19 protein-coding genes and 3 pseudogenes are annotated in these 21119 nt (G+C 57.0%); 8 read left to right on the top strand and 14 right to left on the bottom strand.

All coding sequences use genetic code 11. The annotated features are described in order from the left end of the window. The 6 genes and pseudogenes from ED661_RS14690 to ED661_RS14665 form a co-directional block, all read left to right on the top strand. Positions 1–193, top strand: a pseudogene (locus tag ED661_RS14690) (hypothetical protein); the annotation flags it as partial. Positions 194–930: 737 nt separating this feature from the next. After that, the gene (locus ED661_RS14685) at positions 931–1365 is read left to right on the top strand and encodes a hypothetical protein (protein ID WP_122074640.1); all 435 of its coding nucleotides are present in this window, start codon (positions 931–933) and stop codon (positions 1363–1365) included. Next, the gene (locus tag ED661_RS14680) at positions 1362–2039 is read left to right on the top strand and encodes a MotA/TolQ/ExbB proton channel family protein (RefSeq protein ID WP_122074639.1); all 678 of its coding nucleotides are present in this window, start codon (positions 1362–1364) and stop codon (positions 2037–2039) included. Before ED661_RS14685 ends, ED661_RS14680 begins: the two co-directional genes overlap by 4 nt. A gap of 31 nt (positions 2040–2070) precedes the next feature. After that, positions 2071–2400 carry a biopolymer transporter ExbD gene (locus ED661_RS14675; protein ID WP_122074685.1) on the top strand — a complete coding sequence of 110 codons (330 nt, stop codon included), beginning with the start codon at positions 2071–2073 and terminating at the stop codon, positions 2398–2400. A gap of 4 nt (positions 2401–2404) precedes the next feature. Then, complete coding sequence (locus tag ED661_RS14670; RefSeq protein ID WP_122074638.1) at positions 2405–2782, top strand: biopolymer transporter ExbD; 378 nt, start codon at positions 2405–2407, stop codon at positions 2780–2782. After that, the gene (locus ED661_RS14665; RefSeq protein WP_122074637.1) at positions 2779–3963 is read left to right on the top strand and encodes an energy transducer TonB; all 1185 of its coding nucleotides are present in this window, start codon (positions 2779–2781) and stop codon (positions 3961–3963) included. The genes ED661_RS14670 and ED661_RS14665 overlap by 4 nt, the downstream gene beginning before the upstream one ends. Before the next feature lie 60 nt (positions 3964–4023). Here the strand turns inward: ED661_RS14665 and ED661_RS14660 are convergent, their stop codons facing one another. The 13 genes from ED661_RS14660 to ED661_RS14600 form a co-directional block, all read right to left on the bottom strand. Then, complete coding sequence (locus tag ED661_RS14660; RefSeq protein WP_122074636.1) at positions 4024–4239, bottom strand: NnrT protein; 216 nt, start codon at positions 4237–4239, stop codon at positions 4024–4026. Beyond that, positions 4236–4415: a hypothetical protein gene (locus tag ED661_RS14655; protein WP_122074635.1), complete on the bottom strand. Its 180-nt coding sequence runs from the start codon at positions 4413–4415 to the stop codon at positions 4236–4238. The genes ED661_RS14660 and ED661_RS14655 overlap by 4 nt, the downstream gene beginning before the upstream one ends. A 1-nt stretch (position 4416) precedes the next feature. Then, positions 4417–6327: a nitric oxide reductase activation protein NorD gene (locus ED661_RS14650; protein WP_122074634.1), complete on the bottom strand. Its 1911-nt coding sequence runs from the start codon at positions 6325–6327 to the stop codon at positions 4417–4419. Positions 6328–6333: 6 nt separating this feature from the next. Next, the gene (locus ED661_RS14645) at positions 6334–7131 is read right to left on the bottom strand and encodes a CbbQ/NirQ/NorQ/GpvN family protein (RefSeq protein ID WP_122074633.1); all 798 of its coding nucleotides are present in this window, start codon (positions 7129–7131) and stop codon (positions 6334–6336) included. Positions 7132–7133: 2 nt separating this feature from the next. Next, a complete protein-coding gene (locus ED661_RS14640; RefSeq protein ID WP_122074632.1) occupies positions 7134–8504 on the bottom strand; it encodes a cbb3-type cytochrome c oxidase subunit I in 1371 nt (456 codons plus the stop codon). A gap of 11 nt (positions 8505–8515) precedes the next feature. After that, positions 8516–8968, bottom strand: a complete 453-nt coding sequence (locus tag ED661_RS14635; RefSeq protein WP_122074631.1) for a cytochrome c — start codon at positions 8966–8968, stop codon at positions 8516–8518. A gap of 297 nt (positions 8969–9265) precedes the next feature. After that, complete coding sequence (locus tag ED661_RS14630) at positions 9266–10657, bottom strand: MATE family efflux transporter (RefSeq protein ID WP_122074630.1); 1392 nt, start codon at positions 10655–10657, stop codon at positions 9266–9268. 260 nt (positions 10658–10917) lie between these two features. Further along, positions 10918–13260, bottom strand: coding sequence for a methyl-accepting chemotaxis protein (locus ED661_RS14625; protein WP_254054848.1), 2343 nt, complete (start codon positions 13258–13260; stop codon positions 10918–10920). 476 nt (positions 13261–13736) lie between these two features. Then, on the bottom strand, positions 13737–14387 hold the full coding sequence (gene eda, locus ED661_RS14620) for a bifunctional 4-hydroxy-2-oxoglutarate aldolase/2-dehydro-3-deoxy-phosphogluconate aldolase (protein WP_122074629.1): 651 nt from the start codon (positions 14385–14387) through the stop codon (positions 13737–13739). Between the two features lie 131 nt (positions 14388–14518). Continuing rightward, a complete protein-coding gene (locus ED661_RS14615; RefSeq protein ID WP_122074628.1) occupies positions 14519–14896 on the bottom strand; it encodes a carboxymuconolactone decarboxylase family protein in 378 nt (125 codons plus the stop codon). 660 nt (positions 14897–15556) lie between these two features. Next, complete coding sequence (locus ED661_RS14610; RefSeq protein WP_122074627.1) at positions 15557–17734, bottom strand: xanthine dehydrogenase family protein molybdopterin-binding subunit; 2178 nt, start codon at positions 17732–17734, stop codon at positions 15557–15559. A 5-nt stretch (positions 17735–17739) separates the two neighbouring features. Next, positions 17740–18204, bottom strand: a complete 465-nt coding sequence (locus tag ED661_RS14605) for a (2Fe-2S)-binding protein (protein ID WP_122074626.1) — start codon at positions 18202–18204, stop codon at positions 17740–17742. A gap of 159 nt (positions 18205–18363) precedes the next feature. After that, complete coding sequence (locus tag ED661_RS14600; protein ID WP_254054847.1) at positions 18364–19299, bottom strand: SDR family oxidoreductase; 936 nt, start codon at positions 19297–19299, stop codon at positions 18364–18366. 49 nt (positions 19300–19348) lie between these two features. Between ED661_RS14600 and ED661_RS14595 the strand changes: the two genes are divergently transcribed. Both ED661_RS14595 and ED661_RS14590 read left to right on the top strand, forming a co-directional pair. Then, positions 19349–20245, top strand: a complete 897-nt coding sequence (locus ED661_RS14595; RefSeq protein ID WP_122074624.1) for an AraC family transcriptional regulator — start codon at positions 19349–19351, stop codon at positions 20243–20245. Between the two features lie 172 nt (positions 20246–20417). Next, positions 20418–20671, top strand: a pseudogene (locus tag ED661_RS14590) (transposase); the annotation flags it as partial. A gap of 81 nt (positions 20672–20752) precedes the next feature. Here ED661_RS14590 and ED661_RS14585 read toward each other — a convergent pair. Further along, positions 20753–21091: pseudogene (locus ED661_RS14585) on the bottom strand (IS481 family transposase); the annotation flags it as partial. Positions 21092–21119: the final 28 nt, after the last annotated feature.

The following is a 21119-nucleotide window of genomic DNA, read 5'->3' as shown; positions in this document are numbered from 1 at the left end:
CTTCCTTCAGGGCGACGTGGCGATGTGGATGGGCTGGGTCAAACTGACCAACTCGGACGGGTCGGTCACCACGGTCGACAAGAGCTTTGGTTACAAAAAGGACGAAACCGGTACGCTGCGAATCGTTCTGCACCACTCCTCGCTGCCCTACCAGCCGCCGGAACCGGCCCTGAAAACAGGGCCCCTCAAATGATCCTCGACAAAATCCCTGCACTCGATGATTGCAGGCTTTTGTATCCGCACCTGGAAGTCTGACTGCAATTCATCAGTCAAACTGCGCTTCAACGGTCTGGCAGCGCAAACCGCTGCCGGGCTTCCAGGAATGAATCGATAGGTTGCCGCTCGATCAATTGCCAAAGGCGCGAATGATCTTGCAGCCAGAGGCGGTCTGTGACGCGCTGGTCGACATTTCCCGACAGAGATCCACGCTGCTTCAGACTAGCATTGTAAGACGACCAGTTTTTGTCTTGTACATTATTGAGGGCCTGCCACTCACACCTCCCATCTATCATGCTGGATTCACAGCATGAATCCCTACAAACGATTTGTGCAACAAAGCCAGTTGTGCCTATTAGCCAAATACTTTGTATAAAAAGAGTGTCGTGAATTTTTATATCTGCCTTGGCCCATGCGGGCTTCAGATCAGCGGTCACATCTCATGGCGCAGGACTTGGAACGTCAGGTCGCCGAGGCCTAGATCCGTATCGCCCTCAGGAACTGCGAAAGAGCCCTCGGAATACCCATCACAGAAGCAATGGGATAGGTCCGGCCAGGGGGGAGGGAAACTCCTATCAGCCAATTTGTACAACAGAGCCTAAGAGGCTTGATCCTTGCCCCCGCCCTTCTTTAGGAAGAATGATGTGCTGCCGCCAAACATCATCCGAACCTGCAGATTGTTCGGGTCAGCATTCTACAAACAGGAGCCAATCGATGTTTCTTCGCCATATCGCTTCTTTGGTGCTCTTCTTAAGTCTCGTTCCTAGCCTGATATTGGCCCAATCCACCGAGAAGGACCCCTCCTCCCTGTTTTTGGAGTTGAACGAGGTTCAGGATGCGGGCACGGCTTGCCGATTGACCTTTCTGGTGCGCAACGAGACGGGCCAAACAATCGACCAAAGCATTTTTGAGACCGTGGTTTTTGACAGCTCAGGGAGCGTGGTGAGCCTGTCGCTCTTTGATTTTCGCGACCTGCCTGCAGACCGGCCTCGGGTGCGCCAGTTTGAGCTGCCGAATATGGCCTGCGGCACGGTGGGAAAGGTGCTGATCAACGGCGCCAACTCCTGTCTTATTGAGGGGGTTGAAAGCGAAATCTGCGATAAATACCTATCGCTTAGCAGTCGGCAGGCAGTGGAGTTGCTGGGATGAAATCTCTTGATGTACTAGGTGAGATCCTCGCCCTTGGCGGCCCGGTGGTTATGATCCTCATTGCGGTTTCAGTGCTGACGCTGGGTGTCACGCTTTACAAGCTCTGGCAGTTTGCAGTCTCCGGCGTTGGCCGCCACCGGGTGCTCAGCGAAGCCCTGGAATTTTGGGACGCCGGAGATCGAGAGGCGGCACAGCTGCGTATCTCCGAGAGCCATAGCTACCTTGCCCCCTTGTTGCGTTCCGCAATGCAGGCGCAGGGTCAGTCCGATCTCGATGGCAGGCTTGATGCCGAAGCAGGGCTGGCACTCGCCGGGCTGGAGCGTGGCTTTCGGTTTCTTGACACGGTTGCGCAACTTGCTCCGTTGCTGGGCCTGTTTGGGACAGTTCTTGGCATGATCGAGGCCTTCCAGAACCTGCAGGATGCCGGTTCTTCGGTTGATCCCTCACTGCTGGCAGGAGGTATTTGGGTGGCCCTGTTAACCACCGCTGTGGGGCTGGCTGTGGCCATGCCAACCTCTATGCTGCTTGCCTGGTTTGAAAGCCGAACGGCCCGTGAAAGGGTCTTTGCCGACAAGGCCCTGCAAACCGTTTTGGTGCCCGGTCAAACGGGCGTCCAGGTGCACGGAGGTATCCAGCTCCCCGCGGCAACTGTCTCCACGCCGCTCGATGCGTAACCGCACCCCCTTTGTCCGACGGGCCTTGTCGATGACCCCGCTCATCGATGTGATCTTTTTGTTGTTGCTGTTCTTCATGTTGACCTCGACCTTTTCGACCTTTGGTGAAATCGAGCTGGGTCAGGCGACTGCCGGGGCCTCCGCGCCTCAAACCCAATCCGATCAAAAGGCCTTTGTGCAGCTGGGAGCTGCGCGTTTAACCTTGAATGGCGCATCGGTCTCCCTGGAGGAACTGACCTCACAGCTCGAGACCGGGCAGGTGCTTGTTAGTCTGGATGCTGACACCACAGCGCAGAGGGTGGTGGATTTCCTGGTGCATCTGCGGGGCCGCGAAGGGCTGACCGTATTGGTGCTGGAGTGACACTATGATCAGACGCCCCCGCACGCGCAGGAAACGCGACTCGACGATCACACTGATCAACGTAGTCTTCCTGATGCTGATCTTTTTCCTGATCGCGGGCACAATTGCGCCGCCGCTCGACAGCAGTTTGGAACTGGTGGAAACCTCTGGTCTCGAAGGGCGCGAGCCGCCAGATGCGCTGGTGCTTCACAAAGACGGCACTTTGCGTTTTCAGGGCAGATTGACCGATCCCGAAACATACATGGCCGCCCATGGGGCAAAGCCAGTGCGCATTGTTCCTGACCGCGCGGTCCCAGGGTCCCGGCTCATAGAGATTACCGGAGCGCTGCGCCGGCTGGGCGCTCCAGGTGTCTTCCTCGTCACTGTGCGGTCGCTGGAATGATCAAAGCCTCTACAGGTATCGCGGTTGCCGCCATTGTGCTGTCGCTGTTGCTGCATATGGTCGGATTGAACGTGATCGGCTTTGATCAGCCAAAGCAGTCTGCTGGCGAGGGCTCCGAGAATGTAGTCACTCTCGACAATGCCTTTGAAGATCTTGCTGAACCTTTGTCTGATGCGGCCCCGCAAGAAACGACTCCTGCGCCGGAATTGGACAACGCCACTGTGCCGGAGCCAGAGAGTGCAGAAACGCCGACCAGCGAGGCGCTTGTGGCTGCTGAGACCCCTCAGGACACCTATTCACCGGACACAGGCACCGCACAAGAGGTGACGCCAAGAGCCGCCGGATCAAGCGAGGCTGCGCCGGGCCAGATCGTTGAACCCCAGGCAGTAGAGCCCTCTGGAGCCGCCTCGGGCGGCGAACAGGAAAGCCTTGCCAAACAGGAACCGGTAGAGCCGACCGTCCCCGAGACCACAGTGCAGCCACCCGTCACCCCAAACTCGACACCGCCAGTCACCTCGTCAGCTCCCGTCACGCCCAGCGTAGCTGTTGCCCCCTCCCCTGTGCCCTCTGAGGTTCCTACCGTTCCGTTGCCGGACGCGCTGTTACCGCCCGAAACACTGGAGGCTCTGGACGCCCCCATAACAGAGGAGCCTACCCCCGAAAACGCCGCAGCAGAAACAGCTGTTTCCGATCTGGCCGTTGCCACCTCGCTGCGTCCAAAGCCACCGCCCCGCCGATCCGAGGTCGCGGCCACAGGGCAGAGAGAGGATACAACTGCGCTGAGCTCCCTTCTGTCTCCACCTCCGTTTCAATCCCCTTTGAGTGCCTATCAAAACGGCCAAGGCAATCCTTTTGCCGGGCAAAGCGGTGGCTCACAAGCGGAAGGCTTTGGCCTGCTGGGTTCTCGTGCGACCGGAAATTCTAAAACCACCAACTATGCTGGCCGGGTTTTGCTTCATCTCAATCGGGCCCCCTCTGCCCAAGTTTCGATTCCAGGCACCGTCCGTGTGGTGTTTGAGATCAATCCTGATGGCTCGCTGGCCAGGGTCGACATCACCAGCAACACGGGCACAAAAGAGCTCGCCCGTGCCGCCAGGAGACAGGTCCAAAGTGCAGCGCCGTTCCCACCGCCACCCAAAGGGGCCCCGCGCAGGATGTCCTTTGTTTACCGGAGCAACTAGCTGTGAGAGTCGCTTGGTCGCCGCGTCTCACCGGTGCGCCAAACAGGGCATCGGGGTTTGTTAGCTCTGCATCAGTTTGTGGATGTGACGCGCAAAGGCAAAGGTTAGCGGCGCCCCCAGCACTAGGCCAAGGCCGAGCGACTGCACGGGGGACAGCACCGACCAGCCAATCCACGAAGTGATCAGAGAGGCAAAAAATACATTGACCGCCGCTGCCCCTGCGCCAAACGGGTACAGAACCAACGTCAGCCGCGCCTTGCCCCAGGGCTGTTTCATCGTTTGCTCACCAGCCATCCAACTGCGCCCAGCGCCGCGATCAAGGTCAGGGATGCAAGAAAGAACCAGAACTCGGCAGTGGCACTTTGGGACTGCGGGATGGGGCGGTCAAAACTGGTTGCCCAAACAGTGGCAGGCAGAAATACCAAGGGCATCGCGAAAAAAATGCGTTTCATGTCAGGTCTCCTGGGTCAGGGATCGGTAGATTTGTGGCAATGCACGGGTCAAGCGCGTCGGGTCCGGCAGCAGGGTAAAGCCCGCCCGGCCAAAGATACGGGCAAACCAGTCCTGGCCGTCCTGGTCGATGACAATGCCATGCACCGTGTGGCCCATGCGTCGGGCCTCGCGCACCGCCATATGGCTGTCCTCAATGCCATGGATGCCCTCGTAGTGGTCCAGATCATTGGGTTTGCCATCAGTAAGCACCAGCAGAAGTTTTCGCGCCGCGCTTTCCTGCTCCAGCTGTGCGGTGGCATGGCGAATGGCGGCCCCCAGTCGGGTATAGTGACAGGGGGTGAGGCCACAAATTCGCTGTGTCACCTCTGACGACATTGGCGCGTCGAAACCTTTGCATTTCTTCAAAAACACCCGGTCGCGGCGCAATGAGGAAAAGCCCCAAATGCCCAACCGATCACTACTGGCATCAATGCCACCGGCAAGAGCAACCAGGCTTTCGCGGGCTATATCCAACACGGTGCTGTCCCCAACCGAAGCTTCTGTGGATCGCGAGGTGTCGAGCAGGAAGCAGACGGAGAGGTCACGATCAATCTGGCGCAGGCTTTGGTAAATGCGGTCGCTGGAGGTGCCATCCGCCTGCAAATCCACCCGTGCGGTGATCAAGGCGTCCAAGTCCAGCTCGCTGCCTTCGATCTGACGTGGCCGCATCACCCGACGCGGATGCAGGGCTTCGAACTGGCGGCGCACGGCGCGCAATTGTCTCGGATCAGGGATCAGGGTCTGGGGCGCGTCGGTGTCGGCCTCGGTGTCCAGAACCCTGGTGTGATCCTGCAAATAGCTGCGCTTGCGATGGTCCCACTCTGGGTAGGTGAACACACCGGCAAGTCGTTCGTGCTCGGCATCCGCCGGGGCCAGATCCAGATGCAGCCGCAGCCGGGTGGCTGTTTTTTTATCCTTGTGGCGCGACAGAATGATCTTGTCCTGATCATCCGCAGCCTTTTGGGCGTTTTCGTCTTCGTCGTTATCAATGGAGCGGTTGAGGTTCATGCTCTCCACCCAGGACAGGATGGATTCAAAGCGGTGGATGATCAGGCTGTCTTTGCGATTTGCCTCATCGCGATCTTCACGCGCGGCCATTTTGCGATTGGTGGTCGCGGCAGCTGGGGCTGGCGGCAGGTTGTCTGCCTCCTCCTCTTCCTCCGCTTTTGTGCCGGACTGCGGCACGCTCAGCGTGAGCCAGATCGGCACCGGGGTAAAAGGCAGATAGCTCTTGGGGGCCTGTCGCTGTTCCGGCAGGGCAACGGGGCTGGCGTCTGGGCTGTTGAGCTGGTCCAGAATCGCCTGCTCGAGCCGCGCCTCCTCGCGGGGCAACATCAGCTTGGGGCGGGTTGCCAAGATAAAACTGCACATGCGCTGATAGGCACCGCGCAGGCCGGGGCAGCGTTGAAAGGCAAGATCAGAGGCCTGCGCCATGGCCTCGATCTGGGCGCGATCCTTGATACAACCGCAGCCCTCAGCCGGTGGCAGTGCGGGCTGCATTGCCGCAAGGGCGACCAGCCAGAAATAGGCGGCTTGGTTCAGCGTCTTTTCCGGAAAGACGTCAAAGCTGAGCGGCAGGCACAGACGCTCGCCATCATAACTCGGCAGGAACATCAGCTCCCCCCGGTTGCCCAGTTTGCGCTGCACCCCCTGACGATGATGTGACCGTATCTGCGGCGCCTCGGCCAGCTCAACAGAGGCAGCCCCCCCAAGGGCGCGAAACAACAGCACCAGACTGCCACGCACCTCGGGTAGGGCAACCGCGGCCTCAGGAAAGCTTGGCTGCGCCCCAATCTTGGTTGCGTAGTCATGCCAGATGTTGCCCACAGCTTCTTCGGGATCCATCAGATCAAGGGGGTGCAAAGCAGCCATGGCGCGTTACCCGTAAACGACAGCGATCAGATCACGTAGCGCGGTCTGAACATCTGCCTCATCGGTCAAGGGCTCGACGATGGCCGCCTGCAGGGCTTGATCAATTGGCATGCCGCCTGCGATCAGCTGGGCAGCATAGATCAGAAGACGCGTTGACACGCCTTCCTCCAGATCCATACCGGACAGCGCCCGGATATGCCCGGCCAATCGGATCAGGGGGGCGACGCGCTCCCGGCCCAACCCGCTTTCCTGGGTGACAACCTCGATTTCGATGCTGGCCTCAGGGAAATCAAACGAGGCCGACAAAAACCGCTGCCGGGTGGAGGGTTTCATCCGTTTGAGCACGTTTTGATAACCTGGATTATAGCTGGCAACCAACATGAAGCCCTTGGGGGCGACCAGTTCTTCGCCGGTGCGATCCAACATCAGCGTGCGGCGATTATCGGTCAGAGGATGCAGAACGACGGTGACATCCTTGCGGGCCTCGACCACCTCATCCAAGTAACAGATCGCGCCTTCGCGCACCGCGCGGGTCAAGGGGCCATCCACCCATTCGGTTTCGCCGCCCCGCAGCAGGTAGCGGCCAATGAGATCCGCCGCCGACAGATCGTCATGGCAGGCCACGGTGTAGAGCTTACGCCCTGTGCGGGCCGCCATATGTTCGACAAAGCGGGTTTTCCCGCAGCCGGTTGGCCCCTTCAGAAGAAGGGGCAAACCATTGTTTTGAGCAGTTTCAAATAGCGCACATTCATTGCCAACTGGCTGGTAGAATGGCACCTCGAAATCGCTGACTTGGGCGTTCATGTTCATTCTCCAACTTGGGCGGTTTTGGCGTCACGCACGAAGAGCTCGCGGCGGGGAACCATCATCGCGTAGATGAACAATAGCGCGCCGATCACCACGGCCAGGCCAGAGCCAAAGCGCATCATGTAGAACAGGCTGAGCCCCTCTTGGACCTCCATGAAACCCTCGCCCAGAACCCGCTGCATATGGGTCTGAATGGTGCCCGCAAAGGTCAGCACAAAGGTCATGAAGGCCATGCCGCCGGTCATCAGCCAGAATGAGGCCATGTTGAGCACCTGATTGTAGGGATCACGGCCCCGCAGATGCGGGATGGCATAGCTCATGACCGCCAGGTTGGTGGCAACATAGGCGCCGTAAAAGGCCAGGTGACCATGGGCTGCGGTGATCTGGGTGCCATGGCTATAAAAGTTGACCCCGTGCAGCGTGTGCAAAAAGCCCCAGACGCCAGCGCCAAAGAAAGCCACAGTCGACGCGCCCAGCGACCACAACAGCGCGGCCTTGTTGGGATGATTGCGACGGCCCTTCCAGACCATGACAAAGGCAAAGCTCATCATCAGGAAGAAGGGAATGACTTCCAGTGTCGAGAAGATCGACCCAATCCACTGCCAATAGCCCGGCAGGCCAATCCAGTAGAAGTGGTGCCCGGTGCCGAGGATGCCCGAGAACAACGCGGTGGCGACGATCACATAGAGCCACTTCTCAACGATCTCGCGGTCCACCCCGGTGAGTTTCAGCAGCAGGAAGGCCAGGATTGAGGCCATCACCAGTTCCCAGGTGGCTTCCACCCAGAGATGGATCACGAACCACCAGTACATTTTGTCGAGGCTGAGGTTGTCAGGATTGACCAAAGCAAAGAGCCAGAGCAGTGACAGCAGCCACAGACCGGTCAACAGCACATTGGAGATGGCGGTTTTACGCCCGGCCAAAACGGTCATCGAGATATTGAACAGGAACATAAGCGCCGCAACCAGAATGCCCAGTTTCACCCACATGGGCTGTTCGATGAACTCACGCCCCTGCATGCCCAACAGCCAGTTGCCTGGAAATGGATTGAACAGATAGGTGAGTACAGCCCCCAGGGTGCCAACCACCAGGATCAGCAATTGCAGATAGGCCAGCGGGACCGAATAGATCTCTCGCTCGCTTTCCTCGGGGATCAGGTAGAAGGCCGCGCCAAAGAAGCCCAGCAACAGCCAGACGACGAGCGCATTGGTGTGCAACATGCGGACGATGTTGAACGGCAGCAGCTCTGACAGGAAATTAGGCGATACATAAATCCAGCCGGCGATCAGCCCTCCCAAAACTTGAATGGCAAAGAGCGCCATCGCCACCAGGAAATAGGCATAGGCCACTTTTTGAGATTGATACTTCATAACCTGTCTCCTTAACCCGCGTCATTGGGCGGCCAGCCCTGTGTGTCGGTCTGGTCGGCCCAGCGCAGAAACTCTGCGAGGCCGCGCATTTCTTCCTCGGTGAGCTCGAAATAGGGCATCTGGCGGCGCCCCTCGACACCGCTGGGCTGAGATTTCATCCAGCCGTCCAGGATTTCATAGGCGGTTTCAGGGTCATCCAAGGTGCCCCAGCGGGACATGACATTGCCCAGTTCAGGGGCAAAATAGGCGCCTTCGCCGTGCAGCGTGTGGCAGTTGATGCAGCTGTGTCGCTCCCAGACATGCTTGCCCAGGACAACCGCTTCGGTCAGGGGCATTCCGGCAGTCGATGTATTCACCACATAGCGATGGCTGTGAAAGGACAGGACCCCAAAGATCGCGACGAAGAACAGCGATCCTCCGTAGAAAATGTTCCGGGCCCGTGACTTTGTCAGGATTTCAGACATTTGGGAATCCAATCGTGGTTTCGGGTTCCCCACGATTAAGGGTCGCGTTTGAAATAGAGTTTGTTGCCGCACAAAGTCGCGCCAGTTTTCCAACCTCAGCGGTCACTCGGCAGCCCGAAACCATGAGCTCCCCTGCCTGCTGAGGAGACGAAGATCTGGGCTGAAACCGGACCACTGGACGAGCCAAATCTCCGATCTCAGCCCAAACCCACCCTTCACACCAAGCAGATTTCACCGCGTTGATCTTAGGGGGTTAGGCCTGTTCCCTTGTCTGAAGGAATGGTGAAAGGGGGATCTTCATGGGGCAGATCCTCCTTCAATGTGAAAGACACCCCACTTTAGCCGTTTGTCCTTGGCCACTTGCCCAAGCACCAAAGTCGTCAAGAGGAGCAACAGTATTTCCGCCACTGGCCCCGCAAACCAGACCCCCATCTCACCGAACCACAGAGGCAGCAGAAAGGTCAGCGGTATTGCAAAGGCATAGGCCTTGGTCAGCCCCAAGACTGCCGCCTTCGCCGCTGCCCCGATGGCCTGGAAATAGCTCGCGATCATCATCAATGGCCCCATGAGGAAGAAGACACAGGTCATGATAGGCAAGATACGCGCCACCTCTGCTATGACGCGCAGATCCTCAACAAATGCACCTGCGATCTGGCTGGGGAAACTCATCACAATGACCTGCACCACTGCACAATAGACAAAGGCAACCCAAAGTGCGATCCGCAGGCTCTTGTCAGACCTCTGCCAAAGCTCTGCACCATAGTTGTTGCCGGTGATCGACTGCATGGCAAACGACAGACCCAGAAGCGGCAGGAAGGCAAAGGTGATGACACGTGTGATAATCCCATATGCGGACACCGTGTCTGCGTAGCCCGGATGACCAACCCATTGCAGCGCCGTGATAATCGCGGCAGACCCAAGTGCCAGGCCAATGAAGTTCAGACTTTGCGGTGCCCCCAACACCAGGATCTGCCCCCAGTATCGCCACAGGGAATTCTGCAACAGGGTTGAGGGGCGGAGCGCGGTGTTGCCACAAAACCGAAAGGCAAAAATGATGCCAAACGCAAGAGCCTGTGCCGCAGCGGTGCCATAGGCAGAGCCCGCCACGCCCATGTCGAGCAGGGCAATCAGCACATAGTTGAACCCGATATTTGCAACCGAGACCAGCAAACTCATCGCCGCCATGAAGCCGACGCGGCCTTCATTGCGCAGCACATCAGAGTTGACCGACAGGACAAATAGCAGCGGAGAGCAGAACACTGTGACCTGCAGATAGATCAGCCCCATCTGTGCGAGTTCGTCGGACCCTCCTGCAGCCAGCAGGGTTGCAGGCCGCCCCAAGAACAGGAAGAGCAGGATCAGACAGCCACTCAAAACGAGGGCCATTCCGTGCGCACCTGAGAAAACACCACGGGCACGCCGCATATCTCCAGCGCCGAGGTATCGCGCCAGAAGACTCGACATGCCGTTGGAGACCAATGTCGAAAGAGCCACGATCAGCATGTAGATCGGAAACATCAGCGTGACAGCGGCCAGCGCCTTGGGGCCCACGTAGTGTCCCAGAAACAGCGCATCAGCCACCGACAAAACCCCATTCATCCCCATCACAAATATGATCGGTAACGCGGTCTTCAGGTAAATGGTGCCAAGGGGCCCATTGGTGAATGTATTGGTAGGAGTGTCAGACATATCCCATATTCCTCAAGCCTATTCGCGCTTTTGAGATGGGACCCGCATTACCATCCGCGCGATATGCGGAAAGAGGTAGATAGAGATTTGAACTCGTAGACCTTAACCAAGACAAATGTCAGCGGGAGGCAGGTGTCTACAACCTGCCCCCCGATTAGTTTAATAAATTTTCTGCGTCAAGCGGTCTGCAGAGGCTTCGGTCTGACAAACCTGGGCAAAGGAAAGATCTAGATAAAATCGCTTTGCCCGGCGTCCTGCCTCTAGGCTGATTGTGGTTGATCCCAATCCGCAGCATCTCCCCAGTCGCTGGGGGCTTCCGCAACTGCAGAGGATCCTTCCGCGCCATCACCAGAAACCGCGTCCTGCCCCAGGTCAAAGCGGCTGACAATCCCGGACAGGCTGGTGGCTTCCTGCTGCAACAACTGGCTGGAGGCAGAGGCCTCTTCTGCCATCGCGGCGTTCTGCTGGGTGACCCCATCCAGGACCTCCATCGAGCCATTGATCTCCCCCAGGCCCTTGGACTGCTTGCGCACCCCTTCGGCGATCTCGCTCACCAGGCCAGAAACCTCGCCCACGTTGCCAATGATGCCCGACAAGGCATCGCCAGCTTGACCCACCATATCAACACCATTTGCGATATGGGCCTCGCTGGCGGAGGTCAGCTCCTGGATCTGTCCGGCCGCTGTAGAGGTCCGTAGCGCCAGTGCCCGCACCTCAGAGGCCACCACGGCGAACCCTGCCCCAGAATGGCCCGCCCGCGCGGCCTCGACCCCGGCATTCAGAGCCAGCAGGTTGGTTTGAAAGGCAATGTCATCGATCATGTTGATAATCTTAGAAATCTCATTGGAGGTTTCCTGGATCTGGTCCATGGCAGACACCGCTGCCGTCACAACCTTGGTACTGCCTTCGGCCTCGGTGCGTGTTCGGCTCATGGCCTTGTCCATCTGCGCCGCCTGCTCTGCAGTGGTTCCAATATTGGCAGTCAAATCCCGCAGCGCCGAGGCGGTCTGTTCCAAGGTAGCGGCCTGACTTTCGGTGCGATGCGCCATTTCATCGGCCGCTGCACTTTGCTCCTGAGAGAACTTGCCGACATGCTCAGAAGCACTGACGACCTCACCCATTGACCCGCGCAGATTGACCAGACTCTGATTGAAGTTTTCGCGCAGCGTTTCATAGCTCTCCGCAAAGGGGTTCTGGATGTCACAGGCGAGGTTGCCAGCCTGAAGCTGCGACAGGGCCCGACTGGTCTCCTCCACCACAGCGGTGGTTTGCTGAGCTGCCTGCACCTCGCGGACGGCGGCCTCGTCGGCCTGCTTCAGCTTATCCCGGAAACTGTCCAGGCTGCGGGCCAAATCGCCCAGCTCATCGCTGCGGGATTTGCCAGTGATGTCGATGTCATAATCATCATCGGCCAGGGCATTGGTGGCTTCGCGCAGCGCCAGAATGGGGATTGTGACCCGGCGTGCGGCAAACAGGGAAACCACAATCGCAATCAACACAGAGCCACCAATCACCGCCATAGCAAGCAGGCGAATTTGGTTCAGCTCTGCAAAGGCCGCGATCTCATTGGTTTCCAGAACCAGTGACCAGGAAAAGCCCGGCAGATCTAGCGGCATAACCAGGGCGGTTGCACTGCCCCCTGCCATGGCCGGAACCCCGTCAAAGCGCGCGGTTTCTGCGTTACGGGCGGCCTGTATTTGCGGCACATCCGGCAGGGTATCCAATACGCCAAAGCTATCCCCCAGCGCCGAGGGGCTGCGGGCCAATCCATCAGGGCTGACCAGATAGATATTCTGGCTCTCAAGATCTTGCAGGTTTTTTGTCAGGGCCTGTACCACCCCAGCACTGCCCAGACGAACGGCAATCACGCCAACGGTTTTTTGCCGTTTGTTGAGCACCGGGGTTGCCAGAAAAGCAGAGGGCGCATCGCCGTCTAGCCCATATAGGGTGAAATCCGAGTGCACCACATGGCCCGGTTCCGCCACCAGAGCCTCTGCGAACAACTGGCCCAGTCCGGTTTCGGCCAGATCTCCGGTGGCAAAACTATTGGCATAGTCATCCAGCTTTTTGACCGAGTAGATCAACAGCCCTTCCATATCAAAAAGGTAGAGATCTTCGTAGCCGTTCAGATCGACCGTGCGCTGGAATGTCGGGTGATAGCTGGCATGGGACTGGCTGTAATAGGATCCATCACCGGGATCGACGAGCTGTGCGCGTTGATCAACCGGATTGGGGTTTTCGCTTCCATAGACCCGCTTGAGATAGGCAATCGGATCGGGTTCTTCGATCATGCCGATCACACGGGTGAAGTTGCTGACCGCCCGGAAAACAGTTGGCTGGGCCGCCTGGCTCGCGAGGTTGGAATGGGCGGAAGAGATCAGGAAATCCAGCGCCTGAGCGCCCGCATTGGCCTCAATTTCATGTGCCGTGTAGATGTTCTTTCGAATGCTCTTTTCGGCCATCGAATAGATCAGAAAAGCAACCGTAACAAGAAAGGTCGCTGTCAGCGCCACCATGATCATCGGGAGTTTTGCCGAAAGTGGTAGCTTTTGTATCTTAAACATCATCGGGTCCTTGTCTGAGGCGGCCCCTGTACCTTCCATTTTCAACGATCCTGGCCATAGCACATAGGAAAGGGGCACCCAGAGAGATGCCAAAAAATGCCTGACAAAAGGTTGATTTTTCCAATTTGCGCGCAAACCGCACATTCGAAGCCCGATCCAAGTCCATGACTGGCTAACGGCTTGGACAGATAAAATCCAATTTCAGCGTCCACGCTGCTTACCTTTAGACGGTCCGAAACCCTCTAGGGGCAAGCCACCTGAAAAGCTAGGACTTAGTTTTGATCGAACACCGCCTCCTAAGAGGCACAAGGATCACGCTTTGAATGCAATGCCTTAAGGATGTTGATTTGGAGTTTGGCCCCCCCAGCGGCACCAAGTTCACGCCTTTGGACAACGGGAACAAATGCCCCGCCCTCGGCGTGGCGGCACAACGGCATGGGGTTGGTAGCTAAACAACGCGTTACACTGTTCTTTTTAGTGGTGTTCTGCCCTGGTAGCAGCGCAAGACTATCCATCTAGGTGGATAGATGTTGTTTTGCCTCGCGGGCGAGGGTCTCAATTTCACTCCAGGCCTGGGCAGAGACGAGTGTTTCCGGGGCCACCCAACTCCCTCCTGCACAGAGAACATTGGAGAGCCCAAGGTAATCTTTTGCATTCGACAGGCTGACACCACCTGTAGGGCAAAACCGAATTTGCGGCAACGGCGCGCCAATGGCCTTCAGTGCCGCTGCACCGCCAGAGGTCTCGGCTGGGAAAAACTTCTGTGTTGTATAGCCCCGCTCGAGCAGCCGCATGGCTTCACTCGCGGTCGCGGCGCCGGGCAGCAGCGGCAGATCTTCGTCGAGACAGGCCTCAATCAGCGCATCCGTGGCCCCCGGCGAGACACCAAACATGGCGCCAGCCGCCTTGGCATCGCGTACATCCTGTGGGGTAATCAGGGTGCCTGCGCCAACGACCCCGCCTGGAACTGCGGACATCGCAGCAATAACATCCAGGGCGGCGGGCGTGCGCAGGGTGACTTCCAGCGCAGCTAGGCCACCAGCAATCAGAGCCTTGGCCAGGGGTTCCGCATTGACCGCATCCCGGACCACAAGAACCGGCATAATAGGTGCCAGTTCACAGACCTCGCGGGTTTTCTTTTGCGCGGCTGCTGTATTCTGTCTCATTCCCTGTCACCCTTTTGCATGTTGTATACTCCCAGGCCCCCACTCTGATCAGCTTACCCTAAGGCTTCTGTGACAAGAATACCAAGAGCGCTGTCGCGAATGAGGGCCAGGCCCGCCGCCTCTATCTTGGATCAGGTCTCCTCGAGTACTTTACGGGCGACCCGGAAACATTCCAGCGCTTGCGGCACCCCACAATATATACCAACGACGTGGATGATGGCCCGGATCTCTTCTTTGGTGACCCCGTTGCTGATCGCCCCACGGCAGTGAATTTCCCATTCGGACATTTTGCCCAGCGCGCCGATCATGGAGAGGTTCATCATCGACCGGGTTTTTGCATCAATCACATCATCCCCCCAGCCAAAGCCCCAGCACCAGGCGGTCATGGCTTCCTGAAACGGGCGGGTGAATTCATCGGCCGCGGCCAGGTTTTTCTCCACATACTCAGCGCCAAGGGTCGCCTTTCGTTGCTCAAGTCCCTTTAGAAACAGGTCTTCATCTAGGCTCATATTTTGCCCCTCATCTTGATGGTGGTTTTTGTTTGCACATAGGCCAAAGCGCCTCGTGGCCTTTTCGCAGCCGTAACCGGGTTTATTATAGTAACCCAATGGAGTTTCAACAAACTCGAAGGCGGCGATGGTTGGTCTCTGGAAGTTGTCACTGGGGACGGAACACCCATTGTCTGGGACGATCTATTCGATGACGATCAGGCTGCGTTCGATGAAGCGGCGACGACAATTCGCAAAGAAGGCACTGTAGCCTCCGTCAATGGTGGATCAAACCTCATCTCCTTCAAGCAATAGGCCGCGAACAACGGCCCGAAGCCGACCTGCGTGGACGACCCCGCTTGCTGCGCTGCAGGTTTCGGTCAGCTGCCATTCAAACCGTCCACTGCTTTCATGAAAATAGCGACTGACAAGTCGAACCATTGCGATGGAAATGAACTGGCCTTTCAAGTCCCAATTGCCTTAGCTGTTCAGTCCCGGCATCTGGTGGATCGGGTTTGAATTGAATCGATCTGGTTCAAAAGTCCGGTTTTGCAGATGTATTCGGAATGGCAGCTCCAATGACCTTGTCACAACGGTTTTCGACGTTTGCCCACAGATGAGAAAAGTGATCCGAAAACTAGAAAAGGGCGCAGCACAGTTTGTTGCTGTGCTGCGAAAATACTATGCGAATGAAACTCCATTTGCGCTCATAGGCAATTCCGCAACAAGCAGATCCAGCTGCGCGATGGCGTTGGCCAAGGCGGGAGCTGAAGGCGGGGTGCCAGGTTCTCCGATACCGCTAGGTGCTTCGGAAGATGCCACAATATGCGTTTCGATCGCCTTGATGTCAGAGATCCTTAGCGGCTCATAATCCGGAAAGTTGGACTGTTCTACCGCTCCGCCATCCAGGGTGATTTGGTCGCGCATCGCATGCCCAATGCCGTAGCCAATGCCTCCTTCGATTTGGGCTTTGACCACATCGGGATTTACTGCGATGCCACAATCGACGGCGGCGGTGACTTTTTCGATCTGGATACCATCCGCCAAGTTTCCAGAAATTTCCACCACTTCCGCTACATAAGACCCAAAGGACTTGTGCACAGCAATGCCCTGCACATTCCCTGCAGCTGGTGTGCCCCAGTTTCCTTTGTCCGCTGCCAGTTTCAAAACCGCTGCCTTGCGAGCTTGGTCCGCCTCACCTGCAAGATACTTCAGTCTGAACGCAACGGGATCTTGCCCAACGGCCCTAGCGGCCATATCCATCATGACTTCCATCACATAGGCTGTATGGGTGTGGCCAACCGATCGCCACCATAGCACCGACGTCGCTTTTTCTGTGTCCGTCAGCCCAAGCGCCATGCCTGGAACAGCATAGGGGCTGTCAGCGATGCCTTCGACCGTGGAGTGGTCAACGCCGTCATGCACGGCAAAGGCCTCAAAAGGCGTGCCTTTCATGATCGACTGCCCAGCCACCTGATGTTCCCAGCCGACAATGTTGCCCGCGTCATCCAAACCAACACGGACTTTGTGACCCGCGGCTGGTCGGTAATAACCACCACGGATGTCATCCTCGCGGTCCCAAACAAGTTTCACCGGGCGGGACCGGTCTGTTTTGACAAAGGCCAGCCCGGCTTCAACCTGGTAGTCCGCATCCGGCGTTGCACGGCGCCCAAAGGAACCGCCTGCCAGCATAGTTCTGATATGAATCTTCTCCGCTGGGAGGCCAAAGATCTGCTGATAGGCCATATGCGGTCCAGTCGGCATCTGTGCGCCGTCATGCAGTACGATGTCGCCCTCGGCGGTCTGCTCAATCGTGCAATTCAGCGGTTCCATCGGGGCATGGGCCAGAAGCGGGAAGTAGAACGCCTTTTCAATCGTCGTGGCCGCACCATCGACCATGGATTTTACGGCTGCTGGATCCGCCTTGTTGACGTTATATGTCGGCGCTGCGTCCAGGGCTGCCAGAATCTCATCCTTGATCTCCTGTGAGGACCGCGTTTCCGCGGCAGCGAGATCCCATTCGACCTCCAGTGCTGCGCGCGCCTGCATTGCCGCCCAGGTGTTTTCTGCATAGACAGCGACGCCGTGTTTCGTCGGCAGCGCCTGCGCCATGATGAAACCTTTGATCTGCCTGGCAGCGCTGTCGTCAAAGCTTGCCACCAGACCACCACGTTGTGGTGTGCGTTTGATCATCACAACCATTTGGTTGTCCAAATGCACATCCATGGCAAATTTGGCTGTGCCGTTTACCTTTATGGGGCTGTCTTTGCGCCTGGTGGTTGGGTTGCCGATGATCTTCCACTCTGCAGGCGCGCGCAGGCGCGGGTTTTCAGTGGGGGCAATGCCCGCGGCAGCCGCAACAAAGGCCCCCAGAGGTGCAGAGTGACCAGCGCCAGAGATCACCCCTGCCTGAATATCCAGGGCCGAAGCCTCCACGCCCCATTCCTTTGCCGCGGCTTTGATCAGCATTTCACGGGCATTGGCACCAGCCGTGCGATACTGCATCCAGGAGTTGGCCATGGCCGTTGAACCGCCGGTGCCCTGGAACTGCCCAAACAGCGTGTTGTTGTAGACTTTTGGGTTGGAGGGGGCGAATTCATAGCCAATTTGATCCATCGTCACACCGAGTTCTTCGGCGATGAGGGAGGTCAGACCAGTGGCCGGGCCTTGACCTTTCTCAAAGTGCTTTACGATAGCAATGACGGATCCATTGCTATCGATTTTTACAAATGGATTCAGCATGGCATCTGCTGAACCGGATGCTGCGCTGACGCCCTTTGAAGTTGCTCCAACGTAGAGCACAGCGGTGGCTGCGGCTGCGGTTTTCAAAAAGTTGCGGCGGGACGTATTGATAGTCATCAGTTTCAAGCCTCCAGAATATCAGCGGCACGCAGAACACCGGCGCGAATGCGTTGGTAGGTGGCACAACGGCAGGCATTGCCATGCATATAGTCATCTACCTCCTGCGCCGTGGGGGTCGCGTTTTCACGTAGTAGCCCTACTGCATTCATGATCTGGCCAGACTGACAGTAGCCGCATTGAACCACATCCAGTTCCAACCAAGCCTTTTGGACAGCCGCACCGATCTTGTCCTCTTCCATCTTTTCAATGGTGGTGACTTCTGCATCTTCAACGTCTTCAATGAAGGTCTGGCAAGAGCGGACAGGCGCGCCATCCAAATGCACCGTGCAGGCCCCGCAAGAGGCCACACCACATCCGAATTTGGTTCCGGTCAGTTTCAATTCATCCCGGATAACCCACAAAAGCGGGGTGCCCGGTTCGGCGTCAACAGTATGTGTCTCACCGTTTAGTTTGAGTGATATTGCCATGGCTTGTAGGTCTCCCTGTTGGCTATTTTTCGAGGCTATATTTTATTCGCATTTGGCTCTTTCAGAGCTTGTTGGGCAGGCGCCCCGACCAGGTCAGTTGCAAGAGCTGGCCCAGCCAATGCAGCCACCTAATCACACCAGCCCGTTTTCCGGTCCCGGCTACAGACCAAGCTGCGCCTTCAGGCCGCCGATGAATGAAGCGTCATCCAAGGCCTTGCGGTTATCGAGCAATTCAACCGCATCTGCACCAGCGCGGTAACGCAGTGTGGCAGTGCCATCGGTGACCGCCTGATAGATGACTTCGGCAACAACGATGGGCTGCGAGGCGCGGGCTGCCATTTCTGTGCTGCCCCATGCTCCGAATAGGGCCTGAACAACGGGTTGGTACTCTGTCATTGCTTCATCATTGACAAAATCAAACGAACGCCCACCAAAGTCGGTTGCAATCATGCCTGGTTCTACGATTTTGATCTTGATACCCGCGGCTTCCAGTTCATAGTGGAGTGCCTCTGAAATACCTTCGACCGCAAATTTTGTTCCATGATATAGCGCCCCCAAGGGAAAGGTCATCTGGCCGCCAATAGACGAGATATTGACGATTGTGCCCGAACCCTGGCTCCGCATGTGCGGCAATACTGCCTTAGTGGTTTCCAGTAGGCCAATCACGTTTGTGTCGAACTGGCGGCGGATCCGATCCATTGGAAAGGCTTCCAAGGGGCCATACGCCCCGTAGCCCGCATTGTTGAGCAAAACGTCGATCTTGCCAAACTTTGCAATTGCAGCGGACAGGGCCGCGTTGATCGTCTCAGGATCGGTCACATCAAGGCGGGTGACAAGAACATTCTCGATTTCTACGAGTTCTTCTTCTTTGGCGGGAGCGCGCGTCGTGGCAACCACATTCCACCCGCGCGAGGCAAAGAGTTTCGCAGTTTCCTTGCCAATGCCGGAAGATGCGCCTGTGATCAAAATGGTCCGAGACATGAAGACAACTCCTGTTTTGCCTGCCTTCAATTTAACATTACCCAGTCCGGTTCCATTGCCTGATCCTCCAAATGGTCTGCCTAATTCTCCAGATCTTAGGGCTTTGTCGTTCACCGCACCGCGATCATGGCCTATCATTTTTCAGGAACAGGGAGGCTCTTACATGGTACTCGACGATCTGGCTCGGGAAGTTTTTCAGCATGTGGTGTCCCAAGACGCCCTGGGAACGGGCTGCGAAACCGATATTCAAGGGCTCTATGCAATCGGCAATCTCGAGAAGACTGATTGTGCGGCCGCCTTTTATGAGCCGATCATGTGCCTAGTGTTGCAGGGGGCAAAAGAGGCCTATGCCCGTAGGCGTGTGATCCGATATGGCGCCGGGGATACCTTGATCGTGAGTCACGCAGTCCCGGTTGATGCTGCGGTCATTCAGGCCAGCCCTCATGCCCCCTATACAGCCCTGGCCTTGCGGCTAGACTTGGATTTGCTACGCAGCATGTCTGCCGAATTTCAGGGGCTTGAGGAGGCTGGAAGTGGCAATATGCATTCGCTAAACGCCGCCGCTTCCGACACGGCACTCATTGATGCCGTGGGCAGGTTGTTTCGCCTATCCTTAGATCCGGTTGAGACTGAGGCACTGGCGCCGCTGGTGCTAAAGGAAATCCACTTTCGACTTCTGCGGGCAAGTCATGGTACAATGCTGCGTCAATTGCTCAAGCAAGACAGCCCGGCAAGTCGTATATCCAAAACCATCACCACACTGCGCAATAACTACAAAAGCAATATCTTGGTTGCCGACCTTGCGGCTGCATCTGGCATGAGTCTTTCGGCCTTTCATGAGCATTTCAAATCGGTAACGTCCACTACGCCTCTACAGTATCAAAAGGACTTGCGTCTGCTGGAAGCACGGCAACTTCTCATTTCTGGAACCAAGTCCGTGGCTGCAACAGCTTACCACGTAGGCTATGAAAGCCCGACACAGTTTAGCCGTGAATACTCCCGAAAATTTGGAATGTCTCCAAGCAGTCAAAAGTCAGAAACACTTTCTCTTTCTAAATGATCGCAAATACTTATCTTGGTTTCTGACTGAAAACTTCCAACTAGGACTAGATGCTCGATGTGAACACAACAAACGCCGGTTTTGTCGGTCTGCAACTCTTATCACTGACCGACAGCACAGGCTTGCATGTGTGAGAGGTTGGGGTGACCCGGAAATGGCGTGAAAGGCGTAGCCGTCAGGTCATCCTGGGCCTCAGCAAGCCTATAGCGATGCGGCAATCCAAGCCTGTCTGACCATGAAAGTTCTGTTCGGTCTGGCTGTGTCGAAAGCCTGCTGGAACTGATCGGGCTTGACTGGTCTGTGCCAGACTTTGGCACCCTGTGTCGGCGGCAGAAGATGTTGCCGGTCGCCATTCCCTATCGGGGCTCACCAGGGCCGTTACATCTGCTCATCGATAGGACCGGCATCAAAGCTGAGGGAGAAGGTCCCCGCTCGGTCATAGGCTAAGTCCGCCCGGGGAAGGGAGAAACACGACTTCAGGCCGATTTGTGCAACAAAGCCATGGCTGGGATAACGCTTGAACTTCTGACGTTTAGGCTTGTCACCCTCGACGTCCAGCAAGCGAGAAATGCCGTGCTGCTGAAGGCATCGATGCAGGGCAGACCGGGTCAAATGTGGAATGGATGGCTGAAGAGCATAGAGAAAATCATCCAGCGGCAACAGCCTGTGCCTTGGGAAGGCGACGATCATTGCCTCCTCAGCTTTGCTGAGAACAGTTGAACGCGGCTCCTTTGGTCTGGTCTTCAAGTCTTCGACCGTCGCACGCTTACGCCACTTTGTGACAGTCTTGGGATTGATGCCCAACTGCTTGCTCAGCTGCGCGAGCGAAGCTTGCGATCGCTGTATTGCAGCTCTGACGGCGCACGTGCCCTAT

Source organism: Pseudophaeobacter sp. EL27, from assembly GCF_900313025.1.
Lineage (GTDB): Bacteria > Pseudomonadota > Alphaproteobacteria > Rhodobacterales > Rhodobacteraceae > Pseudophaeobacter.
This window is presented reverse-complemented; position numbering and strand designations above follow the sequence as displayed.

Excerpts from the sequence above, each read along its gene's own strand:
- ED661_RS14605 (WP_122074626.1), bottom strand. The coding sequence starts at position 18,204 with ATGGCAATATCACTCAAACTAAACGGTGAGACACATACTGTTGACGCC.
- ED661_RS14670 (WP_122074638.1), top strand. The coding sequence starts at position 2,405 with ATGATCAGACGCCCCCGCACGCGCAGGAAACGCGACTCGACGATCACA.
- ED661_RS14595 (WP_122074624.1), top strand. The coding sequence starts at position 19,349 with ATGGTACTCGACGATCTGGCTCGGGAAGTTTTTCAGCATGTGGTGTCC.
- ED661_RS14630 (WP_122074630.1), bottom strand. The coding sequence starts at position 10,657 with ATGTCTGACACTCCTACCAATACATTCACCAATGGGCCCCTTGGCACC.
- ED661_RS14675 (WP_122074685.1), top strand. The coding sequence starts at position 2,071 with ATGACCCCGCTCATCGATGTGATCTTTTTGTTGTTGCTGTTCTTCATG.
- ED661_RS14665 (WP_122074637.1), top strand. The coding sequence starts at position 2,779 with ATGATCAAAGCCTCTACAGGTATCGCGGTTGCCGCCATTGTGCTGTCG.
- ED661_RS14615 (WP_122074628.1), bottom strand. The coding sequence starts at position 14,896 with ATGAGCCTAGATGAAGACCTGTTTCTAAAGGGACTTGAGCAACGAAAG.
- ED661_RS14635 (WP_122074631.1), bottom strand. The coding sequence starts at position 8,968 with ATGTCTGAAATCCTGACAAAGTCACGGGCCCGGAACATTTTCTACGGA.
- ED661_RS14680 (WP_122074639.1), top strand. The coding sequence starts at position 1,362 with ATGAAATCTCTTGATGTACTAGGTGAGATCCTCGCCCTTGGCGGCCCG.
- ED661_RS14645 (WP_122074633.1), bottom strand. The coding sequence starts at position 7,131 with ATGAACGCCCAAGTCAGCGATTTCGAGGTGCCATTCTACCAGCCAGTT.
- ED661_RS14640 (WP_122074632.1), bottom strand. The coding sequence starts at position 8,504 with ATGAAGTATCAATCTCAAAAAGTGGCCTATGCCTATTTCCTGGTGGCG.
- ED661_RS14685 (WP_122074640.1), top strand. The coding sequence starts at position 931 with ATGTTTCTTCGCCATATCGCTTCTTTGGTGCTCTTCTTAAGTCTCGTT.
- ED661_RS14655 (WP_122074635.1), bottom strand. The coding sequence starts at position 4,415 with ATGAAACGCATTTTTTTCGCGATGCCCTTGGTATTTCTGCCTGCCACT.
- ED661_RS14610 (WP_122074627.1), bottom strand. The coding sequence starts at position 17,734 with ATGACTATCAATACGTCCCGCCGCAACTTTTTGAAAACCGCAGCCGCA.
- ED661_RS14650 (WP_122074634.1), bottom strand. The coding sequence starts at position 6,327 with ATGGCTGCTTTGCACCCCCTTGATCTGATGGATCCCGAAGAAGCTGTG.
- ED661_RS14660 (WP_122074636.1), bottom strand. The coding sequence starts at position 4,239 with ATGAAACAGCCCTGGGGCAAGGCGCGGCTGACGTTGGTTCTGTACCCG.
- ED661_RS14625 (WP_254054848.1), bottom strand. The coding sequence starts at position 13,260 with ATGGAAGGTACAGGGGCCGCCTCAGACAAGGACCCGATGATGTTTAAG.
- eda (WP_122074629.1), bottom strand. The coding sequence starts at position 14,387 with ATGAGACAGAATACAGCAGCCGCGCAAAAGAAAACCCGCGAGGTCTGT.